Origin of the sequence: Bradyrhizobium sp. SZCCHNS1050, from assembly GCF_032484785.1 — a bacterium.
In the GTDB taxonomy this organism is placed as follows: Bacteria; Pseudomonadota; Alphaproteobacteria; order Rhizobiales; family Xanthobacteraceae; genus Bradyrhizobium.
This window is the reverse complement of sequence record NZ_JAUETR010000002.1, coordinates 811,758-828,641: the sequence shown is the minus strand read 5'-3', so window position 1 is coordinate 828,641 and position 16,884 is coordinate 811,758. Positions and strand designations below refer to the sequence as shown.

Annotated in this window: 15 protein-coding genes; 7 read left to right on the top strand and 8 right to left on the bottom strand. The window is 65.0% G+C overall.

The window, feature by feature from the left end; genetic code table 11:
- The first annotated feature begins 285 nt into the window (after positions 1–285).
- The 3 genes from QX094_RS28245 (at position 286) to QX094_RS28235 (ending at position 2,864) form a co-directional block, all read left to right on the top strand.
- On the top strand, positions 286–1,842 hold the full coding sequence (locus QX094_RS28245) for an ABC transporter substrate-binding protein (RefSeq protein WP_315712350.1): 1,557 nt from the start codon (positions 286–288) through the stop codon (positions 1,840–1,842).
- A gap of 202 nt (positions 1,843–2,044) precedes the next feature.
- Entirely contained in the window at positions 2,045–2,257 is a 213-nt protein-coding gene (locus tag QX094_RS28240) for a hypothetical protein (protein ID WP_315712348.1), read from the top strand.
- Positions 2,258–2,402: 145 nt separating this feature from the next.
- Positions 2,403–2,864, top strand: coding sequence for a hypothetical protein (locus QX094_RS28235; protein WP_315749980.1), 462 nt, complete (start codon positions 2,403–2,405; stop codon positions 2,862–2,864).
- 111 nt (positions 2,865–2,975) lie between these two features.
- Here the strand turns inward: QX094_RS28235 and QX094_RS28230 are convergent, their stop codons facing one another.
- From QX094_RS28230 to QX094_RS28220, 3 genes are all read right to left on the bottom strand, one after another.
- Entirely contained in the window at positions 2,976–3,602 is a 627-nt protein-coding gene (locus QX094_RS28230; protein WP_316184891.1) for a LysE family translocator, read from the bottom strand.
- A 669-nt stretch (positions 3,603–4,271) separates the two neighbouring features.
- Positions 4,272–4,412 (bottom strand): hypothetical protein, encoded by a 141-nt coding sequence (locus tag QX094_RS28225; RefSeq protein ID WP_316184892.1) that lies wholly within the window; start codon positions 4,410–4,412, stop codon positions 4,272–4,274.
- Between the two features lie 596 nt (positions 4,413–5,008).
- Positions 5,009–6,985 carry a hypothetical protein gene (locus QX094_RS28220; protein WP_316184894.1) on the bottom strand — a complete coding sequence of 659 codons (1,977 nt, stop codon included), beginning with the start codon at positions 6,983–6,985 and terminating at the stop codon, positions 5,009–5,011.
- Positions 6,986–7,225: 240 nt separating this feature from the next.
- On the opposite strand from QX094_RS28220, the gene QX094_RS28215 reads away from it, so the two are divergent.
- Both QX094_RS28215 and QX094_RS28210 read left to right on the top strand, forming a co-directional pair.
- The gene (locus QX094_RS28215) at positions 7,226–9,538 is read left to right on the top strand and encodes an NADP-dependent malic enzyme (RefSeq protein WP_316184896.1); all 2,313 of its coding nucleotides are present in this window, start codon (positions 7,226–7,228) and stop codon (positions 9,536–9,538) included.
- A gap of 148 nt (positions 9,539–9,686) precedes the next feature.
- Positions 9,687–10,142 (top strand): DoxX family protein, encoded by a 456-nt coding sequence (locus QX094_RS28210; RefSeq protein ID WP_315712340.1) that lies wholly within the window; start codon positions 9,687–9,689, stop codon positions 10,140–10,142.
- On the opposite strand, the gene QX094_RS28205 is transcribed toward QX094_RS28210, so the two are convergent.
- The 4 genes from QX094_RS28205 to QX094_RS28190 all read right to left on the bottom strand — a co-directional run bounded on the left by QX094_RS28205 (position 10,139) and on the right by QX094_RS28190 (position 14,326).
- Positions 10,139–10,711 carry a dihydrofolate reductase gene (locus tag QX094_RS28205; RefSeq protein WP_316173799.1) on the bottom strand — a complete coding sequence of 191 codons (573 nt, stop codon included), beginning with the start codon at positions 10,709–10,711 and terminating at the stop codon, positions 10,139–10,141. The genes QX094_RS28210 and QX094_RS28205 overlap by 4 nt on opposite strands.
- A gap of 19 nt (positions 10,712–10,730) precedes the next feature.
- Positions 10,731–11,693 (bottom strand): polysaccharide deacetylase family protein, encoded by a 963-nt coding sequence (locus tag QX094_RS28200; protein ID WP_315712338.1) that lies wholly within the window; start codon positions 11,691–11,693, stop codon positions 10,731–10,733.
- Positions 11,694–11,852: 159 nt separating this feature from the next.
- Positions 11,853–12,428: a glutathione peroxidase gene (locus tag QX094_RS28195; protein ID WP_315712337.1), complete on the bottom strand. Its 576-nt coding sequence runs from the start codon at positions 12,426–12,428 to the stop codon at positions 11,853–11,855.
- A gap of 155 nt (positions 12,429–12,583) precedes the next feature.
- The gene (locus tag QX094_RS28190) at positions 12,584–14,326 is read right to left on the bottom strand and encodes a L,D-transpeptidase (protein WP_316184898.1); all 1,743 of its coding nucleotides are present in this window, start codon (positions 14,324–14,326) and stop codon (positions 12,584–12,586) included.
- Between the two features lie 226 nt (positions 14,327–14,552).
- Between QX094_RS28190 and QX094_RS28185 the strand changes: the two genes are divergently transcribed.
- Together QX094_RS28185 and QX094_RS28180 are read left to right on the top strand one after the other, a co-directional pair.
- Positions 14,553–15,104, top strand: a complete 552-nt coding sequence (locus tag QX094_RS28185; protein WP_315712646.1) for a CreA family protein — start codon at positions 14,553–14,555, stop codon at positions 15,102–15,104.
- A gap of 577 nt (positions 15,105–15,681) precedes the next feature.
- Positions 15,682–16,044: a hypothetical protein gene (locus QX094_RS28180; RefSeq protein WP_316185087.1), complete on the top strand. Its 363-nt coding sequence runs from the start codon at positions 15,682–15,684 to the stop codon at positions 16,042–16,044.
- Positions 16,045–16,096: 52 nt separating this feature from the next.
- On the opposite strand, the gene QX094_RS28175 is transcribed toward QX094_RS28180, so the two are convergent.
- Entirely contained in the window at positions 16,097–16,870 is a 774-nt protein-coding gene (locus QX094_RS28175) for a hypothetical protein (RefSeq protein WP_316184899.1), read from the bottom strand.
- Between the last annotated feature and the right edge of the window lie 14 nt (positions 16,871–16,884).

Below are 16,884 nucleotides of genomic sequence, written 5' to 3'. Positions count from 1 at the left end.
GGGAGCATCGCGCTGACGTGGTCGAGCGGCCGGCCAGAGCGGTCATCGTGCCCCTACGGCAAACCGTTGATTTTGAGAACTAATCGTTCGTGCCGCTTGTTAGTTCGGCACCTTGCGCGACGAGGCGCGTAACGCGATCGAGCGGTGTGGGCCGCTATGAGTTCCAGGCGGCACCGATCAGTCGAATGGCGGTTGCGGTGTCATGCAACCTGTCCTTAATAGGAAGCCTGTCTGACTCATGTAGTGAACATAGCCAACCAATCACAAGAAGACGGATAGTTCAAAATGACCGTTCGCTGGTGTGCGCTCCTGCTCGGAACTTGCCTCTTCGTCCCTGCCGCCTCTGCTGTCCCCATTTCCCCCGATGTCGTTCGTGATCTCGCCGCCCGCGTCGGACCGGTCGTCGGCCAGGCCGCGACGTGCCGTGAGATCGCTCAGGGGCGCGTCCAGACCATCATCGATCAATTCAGCGAAGTGATCCGCCAGGGCTCTTCGAACGGCGGCGAGCGCGATGGGCTCATCCGCACCTTCAACAGCTATATCGCCGAGGGTCGCGGCCGGGTCGCGTCCTCGCAGGTGAACTGTCAGACCGCAGAGCGCCAGTTGGCAGAGCTTGAGCGGTCACTCAGCCAGCAGCAGTCGGCGGCTCCCTCGCTGTCCTTCGCGCTGGCGCCGTCGACCGCGGCCGCGTCGACGCAGCCCACGGCCAACCTGCCGCCTCCGCTTCCGCACGGCGTCAGCGACACCGAGATCCGGTTCGGCACCGTCATCCCGTTCTCCGGAGTCCGCAAGGAGTCCGCGCGCCAGATGAAACTCGGCATCGAGACCGCGTTCGCCCGCGCCAATGATGCCGGTGGCATCAACGGCCGCAAGCTGAGGCTGATCGCTGCCGACGATGGCTATGATCCCACGCGGACGCTCGGCGCCATGACACAGCTGTACGAGAAGGATCAGGTGTTCGGCTATATCGGCAACATGGGCACTGCCAACAACGCGGTGGCGATTCCCTACGCGCTGGAGCGCCGGGCGCTGTTCTTTGCACCCTACAGCGGCTCCGCCGTCGTCCGCCGCGATCCGCCCGACCGCTACGTCTTCAACTATCGTGCGAGCTACGCCGAAGAGACCGCCGCGATCGTGCGCTATCTGATGAAGGTCAAGCGCATCCCGGCGAAGCAGATCGCCGTATTCGCGCAGAACGACGCCTATGGCGACGACGGCGCCAACGGTGTCGCCAAGGCGTTCCGCGCGAACGGCATCACCGATCCGATCATCCGCTATGGTTTCCCGCGCGGCACGCTCGACGTCGACGAGGCCGTCGGCAAGCTGAAGGCGCAGACCAAGCCGCCGATCAAGGCCGTGATCATGATCGCGACCGACCGCGCGGCGGCGAAATTCATCGAGAAGACCCACGAGGCGGTTCCAGGGCTGATCTATGCCAACATCTCGGCGGTCGGATCGTCGTCGCTCGCCGCCGAGCTGAAGCTGCTCGGCTCGAAATACACCAACGGCGTCATCGTCACGCAGGGCGTTCCCTCGGTCGCCGGCTATTCGAGCCTGGTGCTCGACTACAAGACCGCGCTGGAAAAGTACTTCCCCGGCGAAGCGCCGGATTACACCTCGCTCGAAGGCTTCATCTCGGCAAGCATCCTGATCCAGGCCCTGAAGCAGACGACGCCGCTCGAGACCGAGCGGCTGGTCGACACGCTGGAGTCGATGCAGAGCATCGACCTCGGCCTTGGCAGCAAGCTGTCGTTCGGACGCGCTGAGCACCAAGCTTCGCACAAGATCTGGGGCACCGCACTCGACGAGACCGGCACCTACCAGGCGATCGAGCTGGAATGACGGGCGGGGGGAGGCAGCCGAACTTGTCGTCCCCCCGTCAACGCCGCAGTGCAAACAACGTCCCCCGGCCGGCTTGCGGGCGGCCGGGCGACACGGATCCGACCTCGAGATCATGCCGGAACTGTTCGACGGATGCTTCATTGACTTGCAGGCGCAACAACCGTGAGCGACCGCAATGTCCATGCGAACACAGATTTCGGCGATGGTCTTCATGATGGTTCAGGCCGTGCTGTTCGGTGCGGGAGTTCTGACGATTCTTCTCACGCCGCTCAGCAATCACGCGATGCTCGCAATGCCGGTCATGATTGCCCTGAGCGTGGTGCTGTCAGCCATTGTCTCGTGGCAGATCGCACCGCGGCTGCGTGCGCGATATTGGCGCCGGCGTGGAATCAACCACGACCTGATCTCGGGCTGACGCCAGAGAGCGGCCCGCGGCCGCCCCGGCCCAGCTCGCTTCTGCGTCCGGCTGTCATCTGTGCGGCGCAGCACCAAAACAGGCGATGTCGTTTGAACCAACGCTGACCCGCGCGGTTAGACAGCATTCCCTTGGAGGATGAACCATGCGCGTTCCAGCAGCAGCGACCGTCGTGTTACTATCCTCTTGTCTCCTCTCCGCAGGCGCGTGGGCCCAGCAGGCCGACAGCACGCCGGGAACCAGCCAGACCCAGGCCGTTCCCGTGCAGCCGGAACGCACGCCCCAGCAGTCGGACCAGGCCCGTGAACGCGAGCGCCAGAGGGCCGAAGACACGCGGGTGAACCGCGACTGGACGACACAACAGCGCGATGACGACCGCATGGGCATGGATCGCATGGACATGGATCGGATGCGCCAGCACCGCATGGGCCGCATGATGGACCAGGACATGGACCATCGCACCACGGGTCGAAACGCGCGAATGCAACGCGATGATGACGATATGGATCGTCGCGCGCGCAGTTTCGATAGCGAACGGCCCTACCGGCGCGTCAAGATCTGCTACGAATACGAAAATGGCGACGAGTTCTGCCGCTATCGCGACTAGCTCAGCGGGGGTGGTCGCAAAGCAGCATCGGCTCGTGTGCGCCGGCATGGCGCTGCCGGCACGCCGCGCAAATGTGCGTATGAACGTGACGACTTGGCGCCAGTCTGGTCGTCAGCTCGTGCGCCGCGCCAACAACAGCGCGCCGCCAAGGCTGCACATGACGGCGCCAGACGCCTGCCGTATCCGCGTCACGAGGCTTGGCCGCTGGGCGAGACGATGCCGCGCCTTGGCGGCCCAGAACGTCACGACCAGGTCGACGCTGGTGTTGAGCGTCACCGAGATCAGCCCGAGCACGACGAACTGCGCGGCGAGGTCGCCGGCGGGATCGACGAATTGCGGGATGAAGGCGAGGAAGAACGCCGCCGTCTTCGGATTGAGCGCCTCGACGATGATGCCCTCGCGAAACGCGCGCCGGCTGCCAGTCGTCGTCACCTCGGCCGGCTGGGCGACCCGGGCCTCCCGCCACGTCTTCACGCCGAGCCAGATCAGATAGACCGCGCCCGCGATCTTCAGCACCGTGAACGCCTCCGCGCTCGCCATCACCAGCGCCGACAGCCCGACCGCACCGGCGACGACGTGAACCAGGCCGCCGAGCCCAAGCCCCACGCTGGACGCCAGTCCCTCGCTTCGCCCGCCGGCCAACGTGCGCGCCACGATGTAGAAGATACCGGGGCCGGGCGTGAGCGCGACGACGAGGGCGGCGGAGAGGAATAGAAGGAAGGTGGGGAGGTCGGGCATCGGATTTCTTTGTTGGGTGAGGAGATGTGTAGGGCAATCCTTCGGACGTGGCAAAGCGGACTCAGACAGGGGGCGGCGTTTTTCGAGAGACGGCTGTAGGGGCCTGCCTCCGCTGTCGTCCTGTGCAAGCCGTGCCGTGCGACAGCGCGGTGCGGCGCCGACCCAGGACCCATCACCTCAGCGGGTTTGTGAGGAAAGGTTTGAGCGACGTGTGCGCGCCCTCCAACCAAATCCCGTGAGTATGGAGCCCGTTTGGTGCAAGCCCGGCCGGGTTCGCCTGGACGACAGCATTGGGGAAGAACAAGTTCGCATGTCCAGCAATCAATCTACTCCTGACAGATATCTGTTGCCGGGAACGGCGGTCCGTTATGATGGTGTCGAGGATGGTGTCCCGGAATATGGCGTCGTCGTGCACTGTTGGCTGGAGGAAGAGATCGGCGGCTACGATTGTTATGTTGCGTTCTTTGGATCACGGCATCCGGCGGGGAGGCCGGCCCATAAGCCCTACATCTTGCGATGCGCGTCGACATCTCTCACGGTTCTCACATGATCGCAGTAGCTACGTTGCACTCTGCCCGACAGGCAATCCCAGCAACTCCGCCATGCGCTAATTGCCCGTCGTGTTAGTTTGCCGCAGCTTTGCCCCTTGTACCGTCGGGCAAATCACCTTCACATTTCCGGCCATCCCGCCTCGATGAAGAGGGACGGTTCGCGGTCGTCACGAGGCGTGAGGCGGGGAGGCGGTGGCTGCACCGTGTTCGCAACGTGCTGATAGTGCGCGTCGACGAACGGCACGGTGCAGACGGTCAAGTCGCGTGGTCCTGACACCCCGATGCTGGTGTCAAGTTCGCGTCGATGCCTTCGGGCATCGCGCGGATGACGGGGGCAAACAAGCCGGTCCCCGAGGAGAGCGCGAAGCAGCCGAAAAGCCCATCGCGCAGGGAATGCCGGATGATCGGCAGCACCTGTGGTACCTGCCGCCTGCATTTTTTCCGCAGGCGGGCCATGGGTTGCGGCCAGCACCCGGCATTCCCTGCGCCCTCTTCGGATGAGAGGGCCGAACGACCGGACAAACTCGGGCGATCGCGCCGCGGGATTGAGGACGCGCGTCTTGGGGTGAAGGGGACTTGCCGTGTTCATCGATGGCGTAGCGCGAGTCCCAGTGCGCAGCATCGGCGGTTACGAGCACGCTCCCTCAGCGAGTCATTCCGGGTGCGCGCAGCGCGAGCCCGGAATCCATAACCACGACCGTGCGAGAAGGATCGAGATGCCTGCACCGTCGACTCCTTCGCCAATCATTGTCGGGAGTATGGATTCCGGGCTCGCGCTGTGCGCGCCCCGGAATGACGGAGGAGAGGAGGGCGGACTCTCTTCTCTCTCTCTCTCTCTCTAGATCAGGAAAGACATCACGGCGTGGTCTGGGCCTCGATCTTGAATTGCGCCAGCGCGCTTGGTGGGTCGATGGCGATGAGCTGGGCGAGCTGCAGGGCCGGGACCTTGGCGCGCGGCGAGAGCTTCAGCGTGAGGGTCTGGCGCGGGGTCTGGACGAAACGGCCGATGGCGTCGACCGCACCGGCGACATCGATGTTGTCGGCCGCGACCTGGGCGCCGATCGCCTTGATGCTATCGACCAGCGCCTTGCGCGCGGCATCGCGCGTGATCGCATGACCGCGCGCGTAGTTGGCGACGAGCAGGTCGACCGCGCCGAGATCGTGCAAGGTCAATTCCAGTCCGCTGGCTTCGATCTGCGCCGCCGCGGTGGTCGCCTGCTGCAGGTCGATGGTGAAGACGTCGCGCGGCACCTGCGACAGCGAGACATTGGCGGAGGCCGCGATGAGGTTGCTGACCTCGAGCTTGAACGGCTGGAGCGCGAACGCGCCCGAGCTCTCGGTCCAGCCGAGGCCGAGATCGGCGTCGAACGCGGCGGTGTCGATGCCGGCGATGAGGAGCGGCAGCAGCGCCGGATTGGACGCATCCAGCGGACCGGCCATCTTGGCCACCAGGTGCGCCTGGGTCGGGATGGGACCGACGAACTGGCCCCAGTCGAGGCTGAAATTGTCGATCTGCACCGGCTTGGTGCTCGCCTTGTAGGAGGTCGTCAGCCCCTTCAGCTCGATGCCGCCGATCAGCTTGAACAGCGCCATGGCTTCGGCCGCACCGGGCTTGGCGCCGGGCACGGCGAATTTGGCGGTCTGGCGCAGCATACCGCCCATGTCGAAGCGCTTGACCGCGAAGCGGCCGAGCTTGACGGGGCCGTTCGGGGTCCGTCCGTCGAAGCCCTCGAACGCGACGTCGCCCTTGCCGTCGTCGAGGTCGAACCGCGTCAGCGCGACCTTGACCGGGCCGTCGGGCGTCTCGACCGCCAGGCCTTTGACCTCGACGTTCTTGAACAGGACGCCATCATAGATGCTGGCGACCTTGTCGATGAGGTCGGGCGTCATGGCGCTCGTTCGCGGCGAGGTCGGCGTCAGGGCGGCGACCAGCGCCGGAAGCTGGATGCGCGACGGCCGCACGCCGAACTCGTCCATCGTCAGGCTGTCGATGTGGATGCGCATGCCGAGATCGGACGTGATCTCGTAGAGGCCCATCCCGGCGGAGCCGCTCAGGCGAATGGCACGATCGTCCTTGGTGGACTCGGCCGCGAACAGGCCGGCGATGGCGTTGACGTCGATGTCCTTGGTCACGATGTCGAGCATGCGGCCGCGCACCGTCTCGACCTTGCCGTTCGGCGGTTGCGCCGCCGTGCTGAAGGTGACCTCCTGGATCTTGTAGTTGCCGATTCGACCGTCCTTGATGTCGTCCACCACCAGCCCGGAATAGCCGAACTCGGTCGGCCCGACCGAGGGGCCGCCTTCCATGGTGCCGGTGACCCGCGGCACCGTGGCCGAGGTGGCGCTGATGGTGGCGAGCTGTTGGGCGAGGGCGCGGGCGGTCTCGAGCGCACCCGCACCGGCCGGGATCGCGGCGAGCCGCGCGGGGCCGGCGTAATCCCTCACCACCAGTTGCGGCAGCTTGTAGTTCAGGCGGAGCGGCGAGGGGCCGGCGATCTGGCCGGCCATGGCGATGTCGCTGATCTCGATGCTGGCGGCCGTGACATGCTCGGAATCATGCTGGCTCAGCCCGGTCGCGGTGATGGTGCCGAACGTGACGCTGGCCGGCGGCTGCGTGGCCGACTCGAGCTTGACATCGGCGATTGTCAACTTGCGGCTCCACAGGTCGAACGCGACCTTGCCATGGGTTGCCGTGGCGCCGCTCTGTCGGATCTGGGCAAAGCTTGCCTCGACCTCGCGCTCGGCGCGGCCCTGGGCGTACCAGGGCACGCCGACGAAGGCGGCGACGGCCAGCGCGACGGCCGTGACAATTCCGATCAGGATACGGGTCATTTGATGTGCTCCGCCCAAGGCTTAGGCAGCAAGTGGTGATGGTCTCAATGAAATCGATGGAGTAGGGATGTGCTTCTGCGAACTGGGGAATCGCTGGCCCGGGATGCCGGCGAGCATGGTTTCGGATGTTGCATGAAAGCCGCCCAACGTGCATCACATGCGCTTCCACCGGCCGGAAAAACCGACGTCTGACCGAGACTCAAGAGACCAAAAATCCGGGTCGGAAACGCTGGAGCACGTATGTCGTCGTCCTATTCTGAAGATCTTCGTTCCGCAGCCCTGGCCTATCACCGCCTGCCGCGGCCCGGCAAGCTGGAGATCCAGGCCACCAAGCCGCTCGCCAACCAGCGCGACCTGGCGCTGGCCTATTCTCCCGGCGTTGCCGCTGCGTGCACCGAGATCGCCGGCAACCCGGCCGAGGCCGCCTCACTGACCGCGCGGGCCAACCTGGTGGCCGTCGTCTCCAACGGGACCGCCGTGCTCGGGCTCGGCAATATTGGCCCGCTGGCCTCCAAGCCGGTGATGGAGGGCAAGGCGGTCCTGTTCAAGAAATTCGCCGGGATCGACGTGTTCGACATCGAGATTGCGGCCGACACGATCGACCGGGTGGTCGAGACGGTCGCGGCGCTGGAGCCGACCTTCGGCGGCATCAACCTCGAGGACATCAAGGGACCGGAATGCTTCGAGATCGAGGCGCGGCTCAAGGAGCGCATGAAGATCCCGGTCTTCCATGACGACCAGCACGGCACCGCGATCATCGTCGGCGCCGCGATCAAGAATGCGCTGTCCCTGGCGGGCAAGCAGCTCTCCGAGGTCAAGATCGTGACCTCCGGCGCGGGCGCCGCTGCCATCGCCTGCCTCAACCTGCTGGTGTCGATGGGCGCGCAGTGCAAGAACATCTGGGTCTGCGACATCGACGGTGTCGTCCATGAGGGCCGCAACACGCTGATGGATCCCTGGAAGGCGGTCTATGCGCAGAAGACCGACAAGCGGACCCTGGCCGAGGTGATCGGCGGCGCGGACATCTTCCTCGGGCTGTCCGCCGGCGGCGTGCTGAAGCCGGAGCTGCTCAAGCAGATGGCCGAGAAGCCGCTGATCATGGCGCTCGCCAATCCCAACCCCGAGATCATGCCGGAGGAGGCGCGCGCGGCACGGCCGGACGCGATGATCTGCACGGGGCGTTCGGACTTCCCGAACCAAGTCAACAACGTGCTCTGCTTCCCGTTCATCTTCCGCGGCGCGCTCGACGTCGGCGCCACCGCGATCAACGAGGCGATGAAGCAGGCCGCGGTCGATGCGATCGCGCAGCTCGCCCAGGACCCGCCGTCGGACGCGGTGTCCCGCGGCTTCGATACCGGCGAGACCCAGGGCTTTGGTCCGGGCTCGTTGATCCCCTCGCCATTCGATCCGCGCCTGATCCTGCGCATTGCGCCGGCGGTGGCGAGGGCGGCGATGGAGTCCGGCGTCGCCACGCGGCCGATCACCAATTTCGACGAGTACACTGCGCTGCTGGAGCGTTTCGCGTTCCGCTCCGGCCTGGTGATGAAGCCGGTGTTCGCCAAGGCAAAGACGCAGCCGGTCCGCGTGATCTATGCCGAGGGCGAGGACGAGCGCGTGTTGCGCGCCACCCAGGTGGTACTGGAGGAGAAGCTGGCGAGGCCGATCCTGGTCGGCCGTCCTTCCGTGGTCGAGGCCCGCATCAAGCGCTTCGGCCTGTCGATCAAGGCCGGGCGTGATTTCGACCTGATCAACCCCGAGGACGATCCGCGCTACCGCTCCTATGTGCAGAGCTATATCGAGGTCGCGGGACGGCGCGGCGTGACGCCGGATGCGGCGCGCACGGTGGTGCGCACGAATGCCACCGTGATTGCGGCGCTCGCTGTCGTCAGGGGCGAGGCGGATGCGATGATCTGCGGCGTCGAGGGACGCTATATGAGCCATCTGCGCCACGTCCGTGAGATCATCGGCTTCATGCCGGGGGTCAGCGACTACGCGGCGCTGGCGCTCACCATCACCAGCAAGGGCGCCTATTTCATCGGCGACACCCAGGTGCGGCCGGATCCCACCGCCGAGGAACTCGCAGAGATGGCCTCGCTGGCGGCCAACCACGTCACGCGTTTCAACATCAAGCCGAAGATCGCCTTCGTCTCGCACTCGGATTTCGGCGGCTACGACACGGATTCGTCGCGCAAGATGCGGCAGGCGACGGCATTGCTGAAGCAGCATCGTCCCGACCTCGAGGCCGACGGCGAGATGCAGGGCGACACCGCGCTGTCGGCGACCGCGCGCAAGGCGATTTTGCCGCATTCGGATCTCGAAGGCTCGGCCAACGTCCTGATCATGCCGAATCTCGACGCCGCCAACGTCGCCTATCAGATGATCAAGGTGCTGGCGGATGCGGTGCCGGTGGGGCCGATCCTGATCGGTCCGGCGCGGCCGGCGCATATCCTGACGCCGTCGGTGACGGCGCGCGGCATTCTCAACATGACAGCGGTGGCCGCGGTCGAAGCCCAGGAACGGGCGGGGAGGGCGCAGCCGACGCTGTTCGCGTGACGCTGCTGGCGTGATCGAAGTGTGGCGGAATTCGTCCGGTTTCGGTCGTATTCCGCCCGCCTTTATTGTTGAAAAGCGTTCGCGACGTCACATATCCGGCCCGGTGGGCCGGCGACACATCGTTTGAAGTTGATCCGTGAGGGCGAGAATGCCGGGTTTCATTACATTCGGGCGCGTTCTGTTCGCCGTGATCTTCATCTACACGGGCGCGACCAAGCTGTTCGGCATTCCCGCCACCGCCGATCTCATCGCCGCCAAGGTCACGATTCCCACGATGCTCGCGCCCTATGCGGCGCAGCTCGAGGCCGCTGCCAAGATGCCGATGCCGCAGATCCTGGCGATCGCGGCCGGCGCGTTCGAGGTGCTCGCCGGCGTGATGATCGCGCTCAACCTTCTCGGACGTTTCTTCGCGGCTCTGATGATCGTGTTCGTCGGCGCGACCATCTTCTACTTCCATGACTTCTGGAACCAGGCCCCGCCCGACAACGCCAAGACCCTGATCGACGCGCTGAAGAACCTGTCGATCATCGGCGCGCTGTTCATGATCTTCGGCTATGGCAAGGGTCCGAAAGCGCCCGAGCAGAGCGCGTATGGAGACATCTAGAGGGAGCTCTGAGCGGTGCGTTTCCAGGCGGTCACGCTGACGTCGTGGGCAGGATCGAGCATCAGCTGATTGGCGGGCGTGTAGCCGTGGGCCGTCAGCACCTGCTGCGGCGAACGGTCGGGACCGACGCCGGGAAAGCACGGTGCGCCGCCGGGCAGGGAGACGTGGGGGGCCATTGACAGGAAGAAGGTGTCGTAGCGGTCCATGAACATCTCGAACACGACGGGACCGCCGATCACCGCCACCGTGCCAGAGCTGACGCCCGCGGCTTCACAGGCGGCTTCGAAGGAGGTCCCCGCCGGATTCCAAAGGGTGGAGAGCGGCTTTTCCGGATCCGGCGCCAGTCCCGCCACCTTCCCGGTCACGACGATGCGCCGGCGCTTCGGCGAGTTCGGCTGGTCCTCATAGGAGTTGCGGCCGTGGACGATCAGATCGGCGCCATCGAGAGCCTGGGAAAAGAATGCGGCGTCGCCGGGAAATTTCAGGGCGGGCGGCATCGCATTGCTCGCGTCGGCCAACATCCCGTCGGCCGACACGATCACGTAACCTTCGATACGAAGCTTGGTCACTGACGAAAGGAATCCCGTCTCATTCGGACACTGTCGTCACAACGCTCGACACCGGCCTTTGGCTCACCGTCGGAAGCTTCGCGACCTTGGCGAGCTGCTCGTCATATTGCGGCAGCGACTGCACCGGCGCCTTGGCGCGCATCGCGACCACCTTGTAGCCGCCGGCCTTCAGGCGGCGCAGCATCTCGGGCAGGGCCTCGGCGGTGTGCTTGTGGAAGTCGTGCATCAGGATGATGCCCTTGCCGAGCTTGTCGAGCTTCTTGAAGGTGACGTCGATCACCGCCTGGGCATTGCGCGCCTTGAAGTCGAACGAGTCGAGATCGCAGGAGAAGATGCCGATGTTGCGGGTGCCGAGATAGGTCACGATCTCCGGCGGATGCTGCAATGCCGGGAAGCGGAAGAACGGCGCCGGGGAATTGCCGCCGAGCGCCCACTTCACGGCGCTGATGCCGAGTTCGATCTCTTCCTTGCGCTGATCCTCGGTCAGCTTCTTGTTGGTCAGCGTCGCATGCGACCAGGTGTGCGTGCCGACAGTATGGCCGGCATTGTAGACCTGCTTCAGGATCTCCGGATAATAGGTCGCATGCTTGCCGATGATGAAGAAGATGCCGGTGGTGCACTGGTCGGCAAGCGCCTTGAGCACGCTGGGCGTGTTCTCCGGCCACGGACCGTCATCGAAGGTCAGCACGACCTCGTGATCCTTCAGGAAGTCGAGGTCCTTGAAGTGCTCGAAGCCGAATCCCGGACCACCGGTCGTATCGATCTCGACGGTGCGGCCGACGCCGAGCGCATCGGGGTTCATGCAGGGCGCGCGCGGCGGCTGCGTCTGGGCGGCGACGGCGGGAACAGGGGCCGGTGCGGGAGCAGCAGCGGCCGGGGTCGGCGCCGCCGCCGTGCGCTGCGCCTGGGACCAGGCCGCGCCAGACGTCAACAGCGAAGCCGCCAAAGAGCTTGCGAACACCAATCCTGCTGCAATCCGCATCGTGTTTCCTCGGGGTTGTTGCAACGGGAGCGCCAGCGTCGAGAGTCGCTCCGTCATCCGGCCGGGATACTAGCCCAGCAGCCGGAGTGGCGCCAAAAGGAAACAAGGCAAAAACACGGGGAAGTTGCCAGCTTCCGCCGCATTCCTGCCGAGTGTTGCTCAGCCGTTCGCCAGCAACCGGGCAACTGCGGTCTTGACCCGCGTATCCGTCGGCTCAACCGAGGAGGCGAACACGTCGGCGATGTAGCCGTCACGACCGATCAGATATTTGTGAAAGTTCCAGCGCGGCGTCTCCTTGGGCCGCGCCTCGGCAGCCCAGCGGTAGAATGGGTGGGCGTTGGAACCGGTGACCACCGCTTTTGCGGTCATCGGGAAGGTCACGCCATAGTCTTTGTTGGCCTGCTCGGCGATGTCGCCGGCGATCCCAGGCTCCTGGTTGAAGTCGTTGGACGGCACGGCGATGATCGTCAGCCCGCGCTCATGGAACTCGCTCCACAGCTTCTGGAGCCCGGTGTATTGCGGGGTGTAGCCGCACTGGGAGGCCGTGTTGACGACCAGCACCGGTTTGCCCGCGAAATCGGCGAGCCGAATCGGCTCACCGGCCAGCGCCGGGAAGGAGAAGCGATAGGCGGTCATCTTGCTCGCCGCATTGTCGGCACGAGCAGCCTGCGACGTGAGCGTCGCACCCGACAACGAGGCGCCAATGCCGAGAACAACCATCCTGCGATCGATCATGTGAATCTCCCTGAGCAGAGCCAGCCCCGTCAGCATGAATGTGCCCGCGCTCGACCGGCCGCTGCTTCAACGGCCGCCACGTTGCGCTGGATCAGACTGCGTTCCGGCATGGGGATACCCCTGCCGTGGGGCGGAAAGAGGGACGTCGTCGGTCGTCAGCGCAGCGAAAGGATGAACTCGGTGCCCTCGCCGGTTTCGCCCTGATTGATGCCTTGATCGGACACGATCAGCGAACTTCCGGTCGACAGGGCTTCGCCGAGCCACGCCATGACATCGGCGGGAATGGTGATGCGATCGAGCGCCTCGGCCGCGCTGCTCAGCTGAACGACCTGTTTCGGCTCGGCATCGGCGCCCGCGGACTTCTTACCCCGCCGGACCGCCCTGGCAGTGCCATCGTTCGCCTCGGTGCTCCGCGCCGAGGAGGGCAGCGAGACGACGGACCAGCGCATCGTCGCCGGATCGGCCTTGTCAGCCGTCGCGGTGAACACGTGGGTGCCGAGCGGCTTGTCGCCCGGTGCGATGGTGACCGGGGTGTTGAACACCGGAGCGAAGTTCTGCCGCACGTACAGCTTCGAATCCTTGCGGCTGATGAAGATCGCGATCTGGCTGTTGCGCTTCAATTCGGGCTTGGGCGCAATCGGCTTGTCCGGTGCGGCAACACGCGACTGATCCTTGGCGAGATCGTTGGGATCGACCGGCTTCGCCGGTGCCTCTGCCGCCGGTGTGGGCGGCGACGCAGGCTGCTCCGCGATCGGGGCGTCGGCAGGCTTGGACTCTACCGACTTGGATTCAGCAGGCTTGAGTTCGGTCGAACCGGTGGCTTCGGCATTCGCCGATGCCTCAGCCGGCTTCTCGAGAGCCGGAGCGGCCACCTGCGCAACATTCGTGGGCTCGCTCGCCGGAGCCACGTCGCCGGGGGCAGACTTCGCCTCTGCGTCGGCGATCGCGGGCTCAATCTTGATCTCGGCGACACTGGGCTTCAGATCGGCAGTATCGCTTTGAACCTCCATCGGGAGCGAGCGCGATGGTTCGGCGCTTGGGGAAGCGTCCGAGACCATCGGAGGGAGTCCGTTGGCGTTGCTGGCATCGGCGGTCCGCACCTGGCGCGACGCGGCGGGCGATCCTTCGCCGGAGCGCGGGCTCTCGGCATGACCGATCGTGGCGCGCAGATCCGTCGTCGCGACTGTGATCGCGGTGGTGACGGCGGCGCCCTTGTCCGACTTGATCGCTGCCGGCGCAGTCGCATCGGGTTGCACCGATGCGCTCGGCTGCGGTACCTTCAGGGCAGCGAGCATCGGATGCGAGAAACTCGCAGGAGCCACTTCGCTCGGCGTGACCAGGACCCGGGATCCCATGCGCGTCCAGCCGTAGAAGCGGGTTGCAAAGCTTGCCGGCATGCGGATGCAGCCATGCGAGGCTGGGTAGCCGGGCAGCACGCCCGCATGGAGCGCGACGCCCGACCAGGTGATGCGCTGCATGAACGGCATCGGGGCGCCGCTATAGATGTTGGAGCGATGGAATTTCTGCTTCTGAATGACGCTGAACACGCCCAACGGCGTGGAATGTCCCTTCATGCCCGTCGAGACCGGTGCTTCCGCGAACAGACCGTTTGCGTCGTAGACCTTGAGCTGCTGCTTGTTGATCGACACCGCGATCGTGACCGGTCCTTGCGGCTTGGCAGCCTCCTTCTCGGTCTTTGTCAGCTTGTCGAGGTGGCGCGCCTTGGGCTTGCGCGGCACGGCCGGGCGTATGGTCGGAGCAATGGTGACGGGCTGAGCGTCGTTCCAGTAGTAATATGACGCTGCGTCAGCCTGTGAGGTCGCTGCTATGGCAAGCGGAACTGAAACGATTGCTGCACAATAGAACCGCCCCCTGGCGGCTGCACGAACGCAGAGCATTCCGGCAAATCCTCAAGAACCATCTGGTCTTTAGTGTCGCAGACGGAGTCTGCGTTCACCAGCTTGGGGCTTCTGCCCTGCGTGATTTCGTTCCAATCGTAGCAGAAAAGCCTCACATCCCGTTAAACGGGTAGTGGAAGGTCACGGGCTGGAGCGCCTTCCTTGCAGGCATTTGTGTCCCTACATGGGCGGTATGCCGAGCATCGGCGGTATAACGGAGACCGACATGTCGTTCAGAGCCACCAAACGGTTTGATCTGTGGCTGAAAACCCTCGCTTGCCTGCTGCTTATCGGATTGTCCTCGCCTGTGATCTCAGCATACGCCGCAGACGAGCCGGATCTGATCTTCCGTCGGTCCACCGTGTTCAAATTGCTCAGCCCGAATGACAAGCTCGCGACCTATGGCGTTGATGATCCAGAGGTCGAGGGCGTTGCCTGCCACTTCACGGTGCCGCAGAAGGGCGGATATGCCGGTTGGCTGGGCCTGGCTGAGGAGGTCTCCGACATCTCGCTCGCATGCCGGCAGATCGGCCCGATCAGGTTCAAGCGCAAGCTCGAACAGGCCGACGACATGTTCCGGCAGCGGCGGTCGCTGTTCTTCAAGAAGATGCAGATCGTTCGTGGCTGCGACGCCAAGCGCAACGTGCTGGTCTACATGGTTTACTCGGACAGGCTGATCGAGGGCTCACCGAAGAACTCGACCTCCTCCGTCCCGATCATGCCTTGGGGCAAATCCGATGACGGCGCAGTCCAGAAGTGCGGTGATTTCATTCAATAAGGGACCTGCCAGGGGACGATCGGCTGCCGAAAGCCTCGCTGGGCAATTTGTGCTTGGCGGAATCGTGACAGCCGATCAGCCGCACCAGGCTCTGTGGCGTCGAGCCGGCATAGCCCTCGGTTCGCTGCTGCGCCATCGGCGTAGCCAGCGAGCTGCGGCGAGATACCTTCGGCTTGGGTGTGTGCAAGCGCCTGTCCATGGTGACCCTGAGGGAGCAACGTCGTCCCCCAACGCGCCGCGCTGCTGGGTCGCCGTAGCGATCTGGGAGGTTCTCCCTGCCGGCCACGGTTAGCGCCAGGTCGTTAAGAAGCTCTCCATCGGCAGATTGAAGGGTTGCCCCGGATCGCGCTGGCTCGGCCAAAGCAGGTGGCGCTTTAGATCACTCTCGTTTCGATTGTATTTTGTGTCGTCGGGTGGGTCGCGATGAAACGGAGCGGCGGGCCCATGAAACCATTTTGTGCCCGTGCCGCAGGCCGCTTGAAACGTGAAGCGGGTATGAAAGCGTGGGCGGCATGCGAATCGTGTCGTCGCGGCCTGCGTGGATGACATGACGAAAAACAAACACCAGCGGTCCACCATGCGTTTTCGACTGGATGCTGCGGCGCTTGCCGTGCTGCCGTGCCTCTTCTGGTCCTTCGTCGAGGCGCGGACGACGACCCGATTGCCAGATCTGCGCGGCGAGTTCGTACGGCAATGTGCGCCTCATATGCTCGACCGGTGGACGCGTCCTGAAGCTGTCTGCTCCTGCCTGCATGATCATGCGGCCGCTATGGTGGAGGATGCCGACTTGCGTGAGGCGCTGCTGCGCGGGATCAGTGAGACCGGCGTGCCGACCATCGAGACCGATTGGGTGCCCGCACCGAAGCGAGCCGAGATCGGGCCCACGTTCACCAAGATCGCGAAGCCCGCGCTGCAGTGCATGTTCGATCCGGCCAACTGATCAGCCGTCTGAACCGATGTCGATCAGCGTCCATCGTCCGCGGTGCTCGTCGTCAATCCAGGCCATATTGCGACATCAATGACTGCACGTCCGGCCGGCGCATGATGCGCGAGATCCGGGTACTGATGGCATCCTCGTCGCTGTGTCTCGACGATCTCGCAGTAGGCTTGGGCGCAGGGCGGGCCGCTGCCGCGCTGGCACGGGTTGGCTGATGTCGCGCAGGAGCAGGCTTTTCGGCGGACGACGAGGCGGCCGGTTGCGTCCCGGTGGTCTGGGTGGCCGCCGCGCCCGGCAGGCCGGACTGGGGCGGCGCGGCAACGGGAGCGGTCGCGGGGACGAGGGCCGGTGAAGCTGCGGCCGTGACGGGCGGCGTCGCGGCCGGTGCCATCGGGCGTGTTTCGGTGGTGGCGGCCACGGGCGGTGTCGCGAGCGTTGGATTCGACGTCTTGGCAGCTTCAGCAACGGGCGCGGCGGCCGTGAGCGAGTTGGTACGCGTCTGCGACGAAGCTGCCTCAGGCGCCGGGACGGGCGCAGCCAGTGCGGTGAGCGCCGGGGCTGGCGGCGACATCGGCGCCGGCGGTTCGATCACCGGAAGCGGGGCGGCGATGGCGGCATTGCCTGCGGAGGCGGCCTCGCTGGTGATCTTTTCGCTGCGGTCGAGCTCGGGCTTCCTGATATCGCTGGGGACATTGAGGGCTTGAGTTTGCGCGTGGGCCAGCATCTGCCGCGCGGTCATCGGCGTCTCCGCCGAAGCCGAGATCGGCAACAGGACGGCGGTCGCGAAGGCCAGCTGCAGGGTCCTCGTAGACGATGTGAACTTGATCATGGCCGGCTCCTTGC